Source organism: Pseudomonas sp. FH1, assembly GCF_000510895.2.
Classification (GTDB): domain Bacteria; phylum Pseudomonadota; class Gammaproteobacteria; order Pseudomonadales; family Pseudomonadaceae; genus Aquipseudomonas; species Aquipseudomonas azotoformans_A.
In genome coordinates, this window is record NZ_AOHM01000058.1 from 170,877 (window position 1) to 186,269 (window position 15,393).

At 57.9% G+C, this 15,393-nt stretch carries 13 protein-coding genes; all 13 read left to right on the forward strand.

Annotated features, from left to right (window positions below; genetic code table 11):
* Positions 1-35 precede the first annotated feature (35 nt).
* The 13 genes from flgH to H096_RS18760 all read left to right on the forward strand — a co-directional run bounded on the left by flgH (position 36) and on the right by H096_RS18760 (position 15,393).
* On the forward strand, positions 36-731 hold the full coding sequence (gene flgH / locus H096_RS18700; protein ID WP_033900737.1) for a flagellar basal body L-ring protein FlgH: 696 nt from the start codon (positions 36-38) through the stop codon (positions 729-731).
* Positions 732-758: 27 nt separating this feature from the next.
* Positions 759-1,847, forward strand: a complete 1,089-nt coding sequence (locus H096_RS18705; RefSeq protein WP_033901075.1) for a flagellar basal body P-ring protein FlgI — start codon at positions 759-761, stop codon at positions 1,845-1,847.
* Positions 1,848-1,851: 4 nt separating this feature from the next.
* A complete protein-coding gene (flgJ, locus tag H096_RS18710; protein ID WP_033900738.1) occupies positions 1,852-3,123 on the forward strand; it encodes a flagellar assembly peptidoglycan hydrolase FlgJ in 1,272 nt (423 codons plus the stop codon).
* A 10-nt stretch (positions 3,124-3,133) separates the two neighbouring features.
* Positions 3,134-5,188, forward strand: coding sequence for a flagellar hook-associated protein FlgK (gene flgK, locus H096_RS18715; protein ID WP_033900739.1), 2,055 nt, complete (start codon positions 3,134-3,136; stop codon positions 5,186-5,188).
* Between the two features lie 14 nt (positions 5,189-5,202).
* Positions 5,203-6,816: a flagellar hook-associated protein 3 gene (locus H096_RS18720; RefSeq protein ID WP_033900740.1), complete on the forward strand. Its 1,614-nt coding sequence runs from the start codon at positions 5,203-5,205 to the stop codon at positions 6,814-6,816.
* Between the two features lie 275 nt (positions 6,817-7,091).
* On the forward strand, positions 7,092-8,021 hold the full coding sequence (locus H096_RS18725) for a ketoacyl-ACP synthase III (protein ID WP_033900741.1): 930 nt from the start codon (positions 7,092-7,094) through the stop codon (positions 8,019-8,021).
* 264 nt (positions 8,022-8,285) lie between these two features.
* Positions 8,286-9,686 (forward strand): flagellin, encoded by a 1,401-nt coding sequence (locus H096_RS18730; RefSeq protein WP_033900743.1) that lies wholly within the window; start codon positions 8,286-8,288, stop codon positions 9,684-9,686.
* Between the two features lie 75 nt (positions 9,687-9,761).
* Entirely contained in the window at positions 9,762-10,115 is a 354-nt protein-coding gene (locus tag H096_RS18735) for a flagellar protein FlaG (protein ID WP_033900745.1), read from the forward strand.
* Positions 10,116-10,195: 80 nt separating this feature from the next.
* Complete coding sequence (gene fliD, locus H096_RS18740; RefSeq protein WP_033900746.1) at positions 10,196-11,587, forward strand: flagellar filament capping protein FliD; 1,392 nt, start codon at positions 10,196-10,198, stop codon at positions 11,585-11,587.
* A gap of 113 nt (positions 11,588-11,700) precedes the next feature.
* Entirely contained in the window at positions 11,701-12,105 is a 405-nt protein-coding gene (fliS, locus tag H096_RS18745; protein WP_033900747.1) for a flagellar export chaperone FliS, read from the forward strand.
* A 25-nt stretch (positions 12,106-12,130) separates the two neighbouring features.
* Positions 12,131-12,427 (forward strand): flagellar protein FliT, encoded by a 297-nt coding sequence (fliT, locus tag H096_RS18750; protein WP_033901076.1) that lies wholly within the window; start codon positions 12,131-12,133, stop codon positions 12,425-12,427.
* Between the two features lie 168 nt (positions 12,428-12,595).
* Complete coding sequence (locus H096_RS18755) at positions 12,596-14,071, forward strand: sigma-54 dependent transcriptional regulator (RefSeq protein ID WP_033900748.1); 1,476 nt, start codon at positions 12,596-12,598, stop codon at positions 14,069-14,071.
* 110 nt (positions 14,072-14,181) lie between these two features.
* Positions 14,182-15,393 carry an ATP-binding protein gene (locus tag H096_RS18760; RefSeq protein ID WP_033901078.1) on the forward strand — a complete coding sequence of 404 codons (1,212 nt, stop codon included), beginning with the start codon at positions 14,182-14,184 and terminating at the stop codon, positions 15,391-15,393.

The following is a 15,393-nucleotide window of genomic DNA, read 5'->3' on the forward strand; positions in this document are numbered from 1 at the left end:
CTTGAGGGCGCCTGCAACACCGTGAGGTAAGGGTCATGAATCGCTATGTTTCTGTTCTGGCATTGAGTGGGATTGCCGTGCTCGCGGGCTGTGTCGCCCCGACGCCAAAACCCAATGACCCGTACTACGCGCCGGTGTTGCCACGCACGCCGTTGCCGGCGGCCGCCAACAATGGCTCGATCTACCAGGCCGGTTTCGAACAGAACCTGTACAGCGACCGCAAGGCGTTCCGGGTCGGTGACATCATCACCATCACCTTGAACGAGCGTACCCAGGCGAGCAAGAACGCCAACTCTCAGATCGGCAAGACCAGCAAGGCCAACATCGGTTTGACCTCGTTGTTCGGCGCAGTGCCCAACACCAATAACCCGCTAGGTGACGGTGATCTCAGCCTCAGCGCCGGCTACAGCGGCGACCGCGCCACCAACGGCAAGAGCGCGGCAGGGCAGGGCAACAGCCTGACCGGCTCTATCACCGTGACCGTGGCCGACGTATTGCCCAACGGCATCATCGCCGTACGCGGTGAAAAGTGGATGACCCTTAATACCGGTGACGAGCTGGTGCGCATTGCCGGCATGGTCCGCGCCGATGACATCTCCACTGACAACACCGTGCCGTCGACGCGAATCGCCGACGCGCGCATTACCTACTCGGGTACGGGTTCGTTTGCTGACGCGAGCCAGCCGGGCTGGTTCGACCGTTTCTTCCTTAGCCCGCTGTTCCCTTTCTAGGTGGCCACTTTGAAACTCAAACAGCTGATGGCGGCCGCACTCCTGCTTTCCTTGAGCGCTGTCGCCCAGGCCGAACGACTGAAGGACATCGCCAGCATCTCCGGCGTGCGTTCCAACCAGTTGATCGGCTACGGCCTGGTAGTGGGGCTCAACGGTACGGGTGACCAGACCACCCAGACCCCGTTCACCCTGCAGACCTTCAACAACATGCTCTCGCAGTTCGGTATCAAGGTGCCGGCGGGGTCGGGCAACGTGCAGCTGAAAAACGTCGCGGCAGTGTCGATCAGTGCTGACTTGCCGGCGTTCTCCAAGCCGGGCCAGGTAGTGGACATCACGGTGTCGTCGATCGGTAACTCGAAGAGCCTGCGCGGCGGCACCTTGCTGATGACGCCGCTCAAGGGTATCGACGGTAACGTCTACGCCATCGCCCAGGGCAACCTGGTGGTGGGCGGGTTTGACGCCGAAGGTCGTGACGGTTCGAAGATTACCGTCAACGTGCCGTCGGCCGGTCGGATCCCAGGTGGCGCCACGGTTGAACGCACCGTGCCAAGCGGCTTCAACCAAGGCAACAGCCTGACCTTGAACCTCAACCGTTCTGACTTCACCACCGCCAAGCGCGTGGTCGACAAGATCAACGACATGCTCGGCCCAGGTGTGGCCCAGGCCATCGACGGCGGCTCCATCCGTGTGACCGCGCCGCTGGACCCAAGCCAGCGCGTCGACTACCTGTCGATCCTGGAAAACCTAGAAGTGGACCCAGGCCAGGCTGTCGCCAAAGTCATCATCAACTCGCGGACCGGCACCATCGTGATTGGTCAGAACGTTAAGGTGTCACCCGCTGCGGTGACCCACGGCAGCCTGACCGTGACCATCACCGAAGACCCGATCGTCAGCCAGCCTGGGCCGTTGTCCAACGGCCAGACGGCGGTGGTGCCGCGTTCGCGTGTGAATGCCCAGCAAGAAGCCAAGCCGATGTTCAAGTTCGGCCCCGGCACCACCCTGGATGAGATTGTCCGCGCGGTGAACCAGGTGGGCGCAGCGCCCGGCGACTTGATGGCGATCCTCGAAGCATTGAAACAGGCCGGCGCCTTGCAAGCCGACCTGATCGTGATCTGAGGCCATGGCCATGGATATGCGCAAGAGCGGCATCAGCAGCACGGCGGATTCGGGGTCCTACTCCGACCTGAACCGGCTTAACCAGCTCAAGGTCGGTGCCGACAAGAACAGCGAAGGCAATATGCGCAAAGTGGCGCAGGAGTTCGAGTCGTTGTTCTTGAGCGAGATGCTCAAGTCCATGCGTTCGGCCACCGAGGCGTTGGGCAAGGACAACCCGATGAACACGCCGGCCGCCAAGCAGTACCAGGAAATGTATGACCAGCAACTGGCGGTCTCGATGTCCCGCGAAGGCGGTGGTATCGGCTTGGCCGACGTGCTGATGCGCCAGATGCAGAAGAACAAACCGGTGGAGGCGCAGGCCGCCACCTTGCAAGGCCCAGCGGCTGCGGAGCCTGCGAAAAAAGTGGATGTGCCGACAGAGATCGCGGCGGGCACCCAGGCCGAAGGCCCGTTGGGCCGCTCCAACGGCCAGCGACCCCTGTGGGCTTACCGCGTGGCTGAGCCACAGGCGGGTGCCCCGTCGGCCCACAGCAATGACATGGAATTGATGAACCAGCGGCGCATCGCCTTGCCGAGCAAGCTGACCGATCGCCTGTTGGCTGGCATCGTGCCGAGCACCCAGGTGACCGGCGAAGCCAAGGCCGCGCCACTGCGCAACAGCGCCGCTGACGATAACGTCGTCAACAGTGCGGCGCGTACCTTCGCCGTGCCGAGCGGGCGCATGCAGGTCTACGGCCGCGCCGTGGCCCAGCCACCGTTGGCGCCGGCGAAGAAAGCCTTCACTTCGCAGGATGAATTTGTCGCCACCATGTTGCCGATGGCCAAGGCGGCCGCCGCGCGGATTGGTGTCGATCCGAAGTACCTGGTGGCCCAGGCCGCCCTGGAAACCGGTTGGGGTAAATCGGTGATGCGCGCCGAAGACGGCAGCAGCAGCCACAACCTGTTCGGCATCAAGGCCGGCCAGAGTTGGCAGGGCGGCCAGGCTCGCGCAATCACCAGTGAGTTCCGCGATGGCGCGATGGTCAAGGAAACGGCGCAGTTCCGTTCCTACGACTCTTACCAGGACAGCTTCCACGACCTGGTGACGTTGCTGCAAAGCAATGATCGCTATAAAGAAGTTGTGAAGTCGGCCGACAACCCGGAACAGTTTGTTCGCGAGTTGCAAAAAGCCGGTTACGCAACCGACCCGGCCTATGCCAGCAAGATTTCGCAGATCGCCAAAACGATGGACAGTTACCAGAACTACGCTGCCGCTGGCGCAACCACACATTTATAAGGTCTGAACCATGAGTTTGCTCAGTATCGGGATGTCGGGGCTCAACGCCTCTCAAGGATCGCTGTCGGTCTTGAGTAACAACATTGCCAACGCCAACACGCCTGGCTACTCACGGCAGCAGACTACCCAGAATGCCAACGCGGCGAACCAGTTCGGTGGTGTGTTCATTGGCAGTGGCACCACCCTGGCTGATGTGCGCCGGGTGTATAACGAGTTCCTCGACGCGGCGTACCAGAACAGCACCTCGCTCAACAGCGATGCCAAGGCTTATCTGGATCAGGTCAGTGCCGTCGACAAAACCTTGTCGGATAAGACCACCGGTATGTCGGCGGTACTCAGCGCGTTCTTCGCTGCCGTCCAGACCGCCTCGGCCAACCCGAGCGATAACTCGGCCCGCCAGGTCTTGCTCACCAGCGCGCAGACGTTGAGCAATCGTTTCAATTCGATTTCGACCCAGTTGGGCCAGCAGAAAGAAACTATCAACAGTCAGCTGACGTCGATGAGCGATCAGGTCAACAAATTGACCTCTTCGATTGCGTCCCTCAACAAACAGATTGCCCAGGTGCAGGGCTCGTCGAACTCGGCCCCGGCCAATCTGCTGGATGCGCGTGCCGAAGCGGTGCGCTCGCTGAATGAATTGGTCGGCGTGACTGCCACTGAAAAGAACGGCGTGTTCAGCGTCAGCACCGGTTCCGGCCAATCGCTGGTACTGGGCGATCAGTCCAACACCATTTCCGCTGTGCCGAGCAAGAGCGACACCAGTCAGTTCACCATTCAGCTCAACGTGGGCGGTGGCGAGTCGCTCGACCTGGGCGGCGTGATCAGCGGTGGCAGCATCGGTGGTCTGTTGCGTTATCGCAGCGATGTGCTGATGCCGGCCATCAATGACCTAGGCCGTATTGCAGTTGTCACTGCAGACACGGTTAACAAGCAGTTAGGCCAAGGCCTGGACCTCAACGGCCAGTTCGGTGCCTCGCTGTTCAAGGACATTAACAGTGCTGCTGCCATTGCCCAGCGCAGCCAGGCGTCAAGTGGCAACAGTGCGGGTTCCGGCAACCTCAACGTGACGATCAAGGACAGCAGCAAGCTGACCAACTTCGATTACAAAGTCACCTTCAGCGACAGCGCCAACCCGAACAACGTCACCGTGGTGCGTTCCGATGGCAAGGCCATGGGTACGTTCAATATCAACGCCACCCCACCGGCAGTGATCGATGGCTTTACTCTGGCACTCGATGGCAAGGGCCCGATGGCCACGGGTGACAGCTTCAAAGTCAGCCCGACGGCTAATGGTGCCAAGGACATTGGCACGGTGCTCACTGACCCGAGCAAGATCGCGTTTGCTGCGCCATTGCTGGGTGAAGCCAGCAAGACCAATTCGGGTACCGGTACCTTCACGCCGCCGACCCTGACCCTGCCCGTGGACATCTACGGTGGTGCCAACTCCGCTCAATTGCGTACTGGTATCGAGCATTCGATGCCGGTGAAGATGGTGTTTGGCAAGCCGGCCGCCGACGGCACCCAGTCGTATACGGTCAATGATGCGCAGGGCAATCCGATCGGCACCGGCAGCATTGTCCCCGGACAGGCCAATAAAATTACGATCAACGTCCCTATGCGCGATGCCAACGGTGCGCTGGTGACGCCGGCCAAAAGTTTCAGCTTCGACACTACAGTGGGTGGCTCGCCAGCTGGCGGTGATAGCACCACCTTTTCCTTCAACGCCTCCGGCAAGTCCGACAACCGCAATGCTCAGGAACTGCTCAACCTGCAGACCAAGGCGACTGTTGGTACGGCTGCGGATGGCAGTGGCGGCACCAGCCTGATAGGCGCCAACAGCAAGCTGGTATCAACCGTCGGCGCCAAAGCTGCTGCCGCAGGTACGGACAGCACCGCGACCAATGCACTGCTGACCGCCAACAAGAATGCGCGCAACTCGGTCTCCCAGGTCAACCTGGATGAAGAGGCGGGCGACATGATCAAGTTTCAGCAGTACTACACCGCGTCGTCGCAGATCATCAAAGCTGCGCAAGAAACCTTCAGCACACTGATCAATGCCCTTTAAAGGAGTCTGGGACGATGCGTATTTCTACACAGCAGTATTTTGAAACCAGCTCCGCCAAGTACACGGAGAACTACTCCGGTGTGGTTAAGGCTCAGGATCAGGCGAGTTCCGGCGTACGCGTGCAAACTGCTGCGGATGATCCGGTTGCAGCGGCGCGCCTGCTGATGTTGCAGCAGCAGAAGGACATGCTGGGTCAGTTCAATGGCAACATCACCAGCTTGAAAAACTCGCTGACAAACGAGCAAAGTGTGCTTGATGCAATCAACGACGCCATGCAGCGCGCCAGTGAGTTGGCGCTCCGTGCGGGCGGTTCAATCAGTGACGCCGATCGCAAGTCCATTGCCAGTGAAGTCGGTGCCATCGAGGATCAGGTATTAGGTCTGCTCAACAGCAAGGACTCATCTGGCAACTATATATTTTCCGGGTCAAAGACTCAGACACCGCCGTATTCTCGTAACAACGATGGTACTTACAGTTATCAAGGCGACGAAACGCCCTTGAGCCTGCAAGTGTCTGACACCCTGAACGTCGCTGCAGGTGACACCGGTAAAAATGTCCTGGAAGGTGCGGTCAACTCTGGGCGTACGCAAGCCAAGTGGATTCAGCCGGCTACTGTCCCGCCGGCTCCGCCAGCGGTCAATGACAACAAGGTTTCGTTGTCCGCTGGGTTGGTCACCTCGGGCACTGACTACACCCGCAAATTTGCTGATGGCCAACCCTACAAGCTGACCTTTACCAGCAGTACCCAGTACAAGGTGTCGGACAAAGATGGCAACGACGTCACCTCTGAAATTCCCGGCAACGGCACATTCGACTCCACCAAAGAAGGCAGTTCCACTGTTGCGCTGCGTGGTGTGAAGTTTGATATCTCCTTGAACCTCAAAGGTGTCACGCCTGGTGCGGAATCTGATGCGTTGGTCAAGGATCGTGCCTTTACCCTGGAGACCAAGCCGGATACCTTCAGTGTTTCACGAACCCCGAGCAACCTCTCAACCGTCCAGTTGACAGGTGCCCGAGTCAGTAGTCAGGCAGACTATGCCAGCACTTTCCCTAATAGCGGTGCGGTGATCAAATTCACCAGTTCCACCGCCTATGAAGTGTATGCCCAGCCCTACACAACCAACAGCAAGGCGATTGCCAGTGGTGACACCGGAGGGGCGACCACCGTTACTGCAGCCGGCATCACGTTTGATATAAGTGGTGGCACTCCTCCGGGAACGCCGTCTGCCGGCGATCAGTTCGCAGTGGGGGCCAGCACCAAAAAAACACAGAGTGCCTTGGACACCCTCAGCCAATTGCGCCAGGCCCTGGAAGAGCCGGCGGACGGTAACCCGGCGGCACAGGTCAAGCTCAAGGACACTCTGGATGCTTCTTTGAGCAACCTTGCCAACTCCCGCACACAACTGGATAACGTGCGCGGCTCCATCGGTGCGCGCATGAACGCACTGGATATCCAATCTGCGGAAAATACCAGTATTGGCACGGCCAACAAGAGCACCATGAGCGACCTGGCCAACATCGACATGGGCGAAGCAGCGATCAACCTGGCATTGCAGCAAACCATGCTCCAAGCCTCGCAGCTGGCTTTTGTGAAAATCGCCCAGTTGAGCCTCTTCAACAAGATGTAAGTGGCACTACGTCAAGCGGCCCGCTCTGGAAACAGGGCGGGCCGTTGTCGTTTCTGGGATTTAATTGTTTGAAGGTTTTGCACAAAGCACACAAAATTGAGTGACCTGTGAGTCATAAAGCGCATCTTCACTGTATCGTGTGAAAAGGATAAGTCGTCACAGGGTCCTTGCGAGGCGGCTTTCAGCGAGATTTTTATGGGGTTATCCCCTTTATTGTCAGCACTCCGGGCGTGGCCCAGGGGTGTTCTCCAGCTATTTAGTATTGGGAAGCCACAATGATTGGCATAAAAAGCATCGCCAGTTACGTGCCGGCAGACGGGATCGATAACTACGCCCAGGGTGCCAAATTCGCCAAGGATGAAGAATTCATCATTGGCAAGATCGGTTCGGCGTTCCTGCCGCGCAAGGAAGCCGCGCAGGAAACTTCCGATCTGTGTGTCGAGGCGGTCAACGCTTTGTTTGCCAACAACCCGGATTTGAAGCGCGAGTCGATCGACGCGCTGATCGTCGTCACCCAGAACGGTGATGAAGAGGGCTTGCCGCACACAGCGGCCATCGTCCAGGACAAACTCGGCCTGCCGACCCACGTGGCGGCCTTCGATATTTCCCTGGGCTGTTCCGGTTACGTCTACGGCATCTACGCGATGAAGGGCTTCATGGAAGCCGCGGGCCTGAAAAACGGCCTGTTGATCACCGCCGATCCGTATTCGAAGATTGTCGACCCGGAAGATCGCAACACCACCATGCTGTTTGGCGATGCTGCAACTGCCACCTGGATGGGCGAAGACGCGCCGTGGTTGCTGGGCAAGTCGAAGTTCGGCACCGACGGTTCCGGTGCGCCGCACCTGAAGGTCAGTGATGGCGTGTTCTTCATGAATGGCCGCCAGGTCTTCAACTTTGCCTTGCTCAAGGTCCCGGCTCACTTGCATGAGCTGCTCAATGAGTCGGACCTCAAGGCTGACGAGATTGACGCGTTCTGCATCCACCAGGGCAGTGCGGCGATTGTCGACGCCGTGGCGCGTCGTTTTGAAGATGCACCCGTGGACAAGTTCATCAAGGACATGGTCGAGACCGGTAATACCGTGTCGTCGAGCATTCCGCTGCTGCTGGAAAAGCACGTGATGGACGCCTCTTGGAAGCGCGTAGCGATCAGTGGTTTTGGTGTGGGCCTGTCGTGGGGTTCGGCGATTCTCTATCGCCCTTGATGCCTTGATAGCTTCCATAAAAAACGCCGAGGGTCGAAAGACTCTCGGCGTTTTTTATTTGACGCCAGAAAACCCAGTGAAAACGGGGGTTCACACCCACCTAAACCCTTGAATTGCAAGGGGTGGCACGGCGCCAGTAAAAAAATCAAAAAAAATCCTCAAGCAACCGGCCACCACGACGATAACTATTACGTAGGTTCTCAGGCCACACCCGGCGGTTGCCAGGGCCGGAAGCCGCAGTATCCATCCAACGAGGATTTCGTCATGGCTTTAACAGTAAACACCAACATTGCTTCGATCACTACTCAGGGCAACCTGAACAAAGCTGGCGGCTCCCTGGCCACTTCCATGCAGCGCCTGTCTTCCGGTCTGCGTATCAACAGCGCCAAAGATGATGCTGCCGGCCTGCAGATCTCCAACCGCCTGACCAGCCAAATCAACGGTCTGGGTCAAGCAGTTAAAAACGCCAACGATGGTATCTCCATCGCTCAGACCGCTGAAGGCGCGATGCAGGCTTCGACCGACATCCTGCAAAAAATGCGTACCCTGGCTCTGTCTTCCGCTACCGGTTCCCTGAGCGCTGACGACCGTAAGTCGAACAACGACGAATACCAGGCTCTGACTTCGGAACTGACCCGTATCTCGCAAACCACTACTTTCGGTGGCCAGAAGCTGCTGGACGGTTCGTACGGTACCAAAGCTATTCAGGTTGGCGCCAACGCTAACGAAACCATCAACCTGAGCCTGGACAACGTTGCAGCGAACAACATCGGTTCGCAGCAAATCAAGTCCGGTACCATCCTGGCTGTAGCTGGCAAAATCACCGTGACTGGTAACGGTCAAACCGCAGACGTTGACGTTGCTGCCAACGCTTCGGCTAAAGACATCGCCAAAGGCATGAACGGCGCGATCGGTGGCCTGACCGCTACTGCCAGCACTGAAGCTCAGTTCAAGGTCGACAAGGCTACTGCTACTGCTACTCCTGCTACTTTCACCATGGATGTGGGTGGCCAGAAGGTCGACTTCATCGGTGTTACCAGCAACGCCAACCTGGCTGACCAACTGAAGTCCAACGCTGCGAAACTGGGCATCAGTGTTAGCTACGATCAGTCCAAAGATGTACTGACTGTAAAATCCGACTCGGGTGAGAACATCGCGTTCAGCGGTGTGACTGCTGGTGGCTCGGTGACCGTCGCTACCAAAGATGGTTCGGGCAAGTTCGGTGCCGACGTGGCTGTTGCCAACGCCGTGATCGCTACCGGTGCTGTCAACCTGGATTCGGCCAGCGGCTACTCGCTGACCGGTACAAGCGCTGCTGGTGTGTTCGGTGCCGTTACCGCATCGACCAAAACCAGCGTTGCTCAGACTGACGTCACTAGCTCTACCAGTGCTCAGAATGCCCTGGCTGTTATCGACAAAGCCATCGGCACCATCGACGGCGTGCGTTCCGGTCTGGGTGCTACCCAGAACCGTCTGACCACTACTGTAGATAACCTGCAGAACATTCAGAAGAACTCCACCGCTGCACGTTCCACCGTTCAGGACGTCGACTTCGCTGCTGAAACCGCCGAACTGACCAAGCAACAAACCCTGCAGTCGGCTTCCACTGCGATCCTGTCGCAGGCTAACCAACTGCCATCCGCTGTACTGAAACTGCTTCAGTAACCAGCGCGCTTGGTAACTGACGGAAGGGCGCGTTTACGTGCCCTTTCGTCTTTTCAGTTGTAGAGGAGATTGGACATGGACATGAGTGTGAAGTTGAACCAGTCTTATCCACCGGTTGCACCTCAGAGTGCAGTGACACCTGTCATTGCTGCTGACAAAGAGAAGGCAAAAGTAGAGGCGGTAGCACCATCTGGAGGCGAGCCTGAGCGAGCCGATCTGGAAAAAGCGGTGACCGACATACGCGAATTCGTACAAGCGGCCCAGCGTAAACTGGATTTTACCATTGATGATTCCACCCATCGGGTTGTGGTCAAGGTCATTGCCACTGAAAGCGGTGAAGTGATCCGCCAGATCCCCTCGGAAACAGCATTGAAACTGGCTCAGAGCCTATCCAGTGCAAGCCATGTGTTGTTTGATGACAAAGCCTGAGCTGGCATGAAACTTGTTGCTGTCGATGCTTGAAGTGTTGTTAGTCAAGAAAACGGCAGCCACCGATTAGGAGAAAGATGATGGCGGGTTCAACGGTTAGCGGTATTGGTTCGAATATCGATACGCAAGCGATTGTGAAGTCTTTGGTGGACTCCGAGAGAGCGCCCAAGCAGACTCAGATCAATACCCAAACGCAGAAAGCGACCACCACGCTGTCTTCGATCGGCAAAATTCAGGCTGCTCTGGATGCTTTCCGCGGCGCTCTAGACACAATGACCAATAGTGCCAGCTTTACTGGTCTTACCGGTTCATCTTCGGATGAAAAGGTCGCCACCATGAAGGCGAGTAATACTGCCTCCAACGGTAGTTTCAGGCTGGTAGTCGATAACCTGGCAGTGGCTTCCAAGTTGTCAAGCAAGACGTTTGCGGCGGGCCCTCAATCTGTCGTCAACGCAAGTGATCAGGCGACAACGCTGACGATCACGCAGTCGGGCAAGAAGTTCGATGTGAGTGTGCCGCCAGGAGCGACCCTGCAACAAGTGCGTGATTCCATCAACACTCAATTCGCGACGGCAGGCTTGAGTGCCAACGTCCTGACTGACTCCAGTGGCTCGCGTCTGATCCTGACGTCCACCACCATGGGGGTTGGGTCGGACCTGACATTGTCCGGTAATTCCGGCCTGGACGTCGGCTCCACGGTGGTTGATACGCCAAAAGACGCCAAATACAGCATCGACGGTATTCCAGCGACGTCCAAGACCAACGACATCTCCGATGCGTTAAGTGGTGTAAGCATCAAATTGCTCTCGCCGTCTCCGTTCCCGACAACCGGTGATACAAGCAAACCTATTGCCACGCTGATCACGGTGAGCACTAACACTGCGACACTCAAATCTGGGGTCAAAGGGTTTGTCGACACCTACAATGCCTTGCTGACGGCGATGACGGCAGAGACTAAGGTTACGAAAAACCCGGATGGCACAACCACGGCGTCAACACTCACCGGCGATTCGACGATGCGTACCCTGCAGACAGCGCTGCGCAATGAATTCAATTCGCTGGGCGGGACTGGGGCTCTGAAGTCCCTGGCTCAATTTGGCATCAGTACCAACTCGACCACTGGCCAGTTGGTGATGGATGACAAAAAGTGGGACGCTGCCATGGTTAATAACGCAGCCGATATCAACAGTATCTTCACTGGCAAGACCGGCCTGCTCGCTCGCCTGAAGACGGCAACCGATGATTACGCCAAGCCTGCAACGGGTATTCTTGCTACGCGTTCGACGAGCTTGTCCGACAGTCTGAAAGACTTGGTGACCCAGCAGTCGGCTTTGGATGAGCGGATGACTGCTTTGCAAAAGAGTCTGCAGGACAAGTACAACGCCATGGACACCCTGGTTGCGCAAATTCGCCAGCAAAGTAACAACATCCTTGGGACGCTCAACGCTTTGAACAATCAGAAGAACAATTGATATTGTTCCGGAGTCATTAGCATCGCTTAGAGAGCCACCTAAAGCTTTTTATGCTCCGGACGACATATTGGTAACAGAAAACTTTTTCGATATGCCTGTCACGAGGTAGATACATGAATCCCATGAGAGCCCTTCGCCAATACCAGAAGGTCAATTCCCATGCCCAGATCTCTGAGGCTAGTCCGCATCGCCTGGTGCAAATGCTGATGGAAGGCGGCCTTGACCGCATGGCGCAGGCTAAAGGTGCATTGGCTCGTGGAGATGTTGCGCAGAAGGGCCTGATGCTTGGCAAAGCTGTGGACATTATTATTGGCTTGCGCGACGGACTGGATGCCGAAAAAAGCGAAAACCCAGCCTATGTCCAGCAACTGGAAAGTCTGTACGCGTACATGACCAACCGCTTGATGGAAGCAAATCTGCACAACGATGCTGACATGATCGACGAAGTCGCCCGTTTGCTGATTACCGTAAAAGAAGGCTGGGATGCCATTGCGGCACCGCAAGGCGCCGCACAATAAGGCCATTGGCCTTGAGGAACACGTCATGAGCCATGCATTGCAACGCATTGATGAAACCCGTGAGGCGCTGATGGGCGCGCTGGCGGACCGTAACTGGGACGCCATCGGCGAACTGGACATGGGCTGTCGCGACGTGATCGAGCAGGTGCTCAGTGAGGCGCCGGTTGATGAGGATGCGTTGCGTGAAAAGCTTGAAAGCCTGCTGGCGGTTTATCAGCAGTTGCTTGAGGTGACGACTGGCGAACGCCAGGCGATTTTTGAAGAGATGTCGCAGATCAACCAAGCGAAAAATGCGTCAAAGGTTTACCATCTGTTCGGCTGAACTGGCTCAGTTAATCCGAACGCGCGTCATAAATTTGACTGCGCGCGATTTTTTGACTTAACTAGTGCTGTTTTCAGAATTCAGACGGCTGTAGGCAGAAAAAACCTACAGCCATCTAGATTGCCCCGACTCGAGGGCATTTGAGTTAACTAGGGAAGTTGCTATTGCATGTGGCGTGAAACCAAAATTCTGCTGATTGATGACGATAGCGTCCGCCGCCGCGATTTAGCGGTGATTTTGAATTTTCTTGGCGAAGAAAATTTGCCCTGCGGCAGCCATGATTGGCAGCAGGCGGTCAGCTCATTGTCATCGAGCCGTGAAGTCATTTGTGTGCTGATCGGGACGGTAAACGCTCCTGGCGCTGTTTTGGGCTTGTTAAAGACACTGTCAACCTGGGATGAGTTCCTTCCCGTGTTGCTAATGGGCGATATTTCTTCCGTCGACCTGCCTGAAGACCAGCGCCGCCGGGTGCTTTCCACCCTGGAAATGCCCCCCAGCTACAGCAAATTGCTCGACTCCCTGCACCGTGCCCAGGTCTACCGCGAGATGTACGACCAGGCCCGCGAGCGCGGTCGCCATCGCGAACCCAACCTGTTCCGCAGCCTGGTCGGCACCAGCCGCGCCATCCAGCACGTGCGCCAGATGATGCAGCAAGTGGCCGACACCGACGCCAGCGTGCTGATCCTCGGCGAGTCCGGCACTGGCAAGGAAGTGGTCGCGCGCAACCTGCACTATCATTCCAAGCGCCGCGACGGGCCATTTGTGCCGGTCAACTGCGGGGCGATCCCGGCAGAGCTGCTTGAAAGCGAACTGTTCGGCCACGAGAAGGGCGCCTTTACCGGTGCGATCACCAGCCGTGCCGGGCGTTTCGAGTTGGCCAACGGTGGCACGCTGTTCCTTGACGAAATCGGCGACATGCCGCTGCCGATGCAGGTCAAGCTGCTGCGTGTACTGCAGGAACGCACCTTCGAGCGCGTGGGCAGCAACAAGACCCAGAGCGTCGACGTGCGCATCATCGCGGCCACCCACAAGAACCTCGAAAGCATGATCGAGGTCGGCAGCTTCCGCGAAGACCTGTACTACCGCCTCAACGTATTCCCGATCGAGATGGCCCCGCTGCGCGAGCGTGTGGAAGACATCCCGCTGCTGATGAACGAACTGATCTCGCGCATGGAGCACGAAAAGCGCGGCTCTATCCGTTTCAACTCTGCCGCGATCATGTCCCTGTGCCGCCACGGCTGGCCGGGCAACGTCCGCGAGCTGGCCAACCTGGTGGAGCGCATGGCGATCATGCACCCCTACGGCGTGATCGGCGTGGTCGAGTTGCCGAAGAAGTTCCGCTACGTCGACGACGAAGACGAGCAGCTGGTCGACAGCCTGCGCAGCGACATGGAAGAACGGGTAGCCATCAACGGCCATACCCCGGACTTCGGTTCCACTGCCATGCTGCCGCCCGAAGGCCTGGACTTGAAGGACTACCTCGGCAACCTGGAACAAGGCCTGATCCAACAGGCCCTGGACGACGCCAACGGCATCGTCGCCCGTGCCGCCGAGCGCCTGCGCATTCGCCGAACCACCCTGGTGGAGAAGATGCGCAAGTACGGTATGAGCCGCAAAGAAGGTGATGAACAGGCGGATGATTGACGCCTGTTTTTCAAGCCGCTGATTTATCAGCGGTTTTTTTTCGGCACAAGTATTGCTACAGCCCTCGCAACGTTCCGTTTAACTGACGGTCAGCCAAGCGAGAGAGCATGATGCCCCACGCCGCCCAACATTCTTCCAGTCCTGCCATTGCGGGGCTGGTTCCTTCTGTCGAACAGCAAAGTCGTCAGGGCCTGGAACAGGCCTTTTCGCTGTTCAACCAGATGTCCAGCCAATTGACCGATTCCTACAGCCTGCTTGAAGCCCGGGTGTCCGAGCTTAAAGGCGAGTTGGCGGTGGTCAGCGCACAGCGCATGGAAGAGCTGGCCGAGAAAGAGCGCCTGGCCAACCGTCTGCAAAACCTGCTGTCACTGCTGCCCGGCGGTGTGATCGTCATCGACGAAGAAGGCCGTGTGCGCGAAGCCAACCCGGCTGCCTGCGACATGCTGGGCCTGCCGCTGGAAGGCGAGCTGTGGCGGCATGTCATCACCCGCTGCTTTGCGCCGCGTGAAGATGACGGTCACGAAATTTCCCTGAAAGACGGCCGCCGCTTGTCCATCGCCACCCGTTCCCTGGACGCGGAGCCGGGTCAACTGGTACTGCTCAACGACCTGACTGAAACCCGTCACCTGCAAGACCAGTTGGCGCGGCATGAGCGTTTGTCTTCCCTGGGGCGCATGGTCGCTTCTTTGGCGCATCAGATCCGCACGCCGCTGTCGGCTGCCTTGATCTACGCCAGTCATTTGACTGATGAGCAATTGCCCGCCGCCACCCATCAACGGTTTGCCGGTCGCCTCAAGGAGCGTCTGCATGAGTTGGAGCACCAGGTGCGCGACATGCTGGTGTTTGCCCGTGGCGAATTGCCGCTCACCGACCGCATCACGCCGTCCGCGTTGATGCAGGCCCTGCAAGCGGCGGCTGCCACCCATATTCAGGACGTCCAGGTGCGCTGGCAGTGCGACAGCCATCTCGGTGAGTTGCTGTGCAACCGCGACACGCTGGTGGGGTCGCTGCTCAACCTGATCGAAAACGCCACCCAGGCCAGCGGCCCCGGCGCACGGCTCAAGGTGCACCTGTACAACCGCGAGCAAAACCTGCGCCTGTGCATCAGCGACAGCGGCAGTGGTATCGAGCCCGCTGTGTTGCAGCGCCTGGGCGAGCCGTTTTTCACCACCAAGACCAACGGTACGGGCCTGGGCCTGACCGTGGTCAAGGCAGTGGCACGTGCCCATCAGGGAGAATTGCAGCTGCATTCCCGTGTCGGGCGTGGCACCTGTGCATTGATGACCTTGCCGCTGTTTTCCAGCGCGGCAAGCGCGGAGTAG

Coding starts and splice junctions, on each gene's coding strand:
- flgH (WP_033900737.1), top strand. CDS start 36: ATGAATCGCTATGTTTCTGTTCTGGCATTGAGTGGGATTGCCGTGCTC.
- H096_RS18705 (WP_033901075.1), top strand. CDS start 759: ATGGCGGCCGCACTCCTGCTTTCCTTGAGCGCTGTCGCCCAGGCCGAA.
- flgJ (WP_033900738.1), top strand. CDS start 1,852: ATGGCCATGGATATGCGCAAGAGCGGCATCAGCAGCACGGCGGATTCG.
- flgK (WP_033900739.1), top strand. CDS start 3,134: ATGAGTTTGCTCAGTATCGGGATGTCGGGGCTCAACGCCTCTCAAGGA.
- H096_RS18720 (WP_033900740.1), top strand. CDS start 5,203: ATGCGTATTTCTACACAGCAGTATTTTGAAACCAGCTCCGCCAAGTAC.
- H096_RS18725 (WP_033900741.1), top strand. CDS start 7,092: ATGATTGGCATAAAAAGCATCGCCAGTTACGTGCCGGCAGACGGGATC.
- H096_RS18730 (WP_033900743.1), top strand. CDS start 8,286: ATGGCTTTAACAGTAAACACCAACATTGCTTCGATCACTACTCAGGGC.
- H096_RS18735 (WP_033900745.1), top strand. CDS start 9,762: ATGGACATGAGTGTGAAGTTGAACCAGTCTTATCCACCGGTTGCACCT.
- fliD (WP_033900746.1), top strand. CDS start 10,196: ATGGCGGGTTCAACGGTTAGCGGTATTGGTTCGAATATCGATACGCAA.
- fliS (WP_033900747.1), top strand. CDS start 11,701: ATGAATCCCATGAGAGCCCTTCGCCAATACCAGAAGGTCAATTCCCAT.
- fliT (WP_033901076.1), top strand. CDS start 12,131: ATGAGCCATGCATTGCAACGCATTGATGAAACCCGTGAGGCGCTGATG.
- H096_RS18755 (WP_033900748.1), top strand. CDS start 12,596: ATGTGGCGTGAAACCAAAATTCTGCTGATTGATGACGATAGCGTCCGC.
- H096_RS18760 (WP_033901078.1), top strand. CDS start 14,182: ATGCCCCACGCCGCCCAACATTCTTCCAGTCCTGCCATTGCGGGGCTG.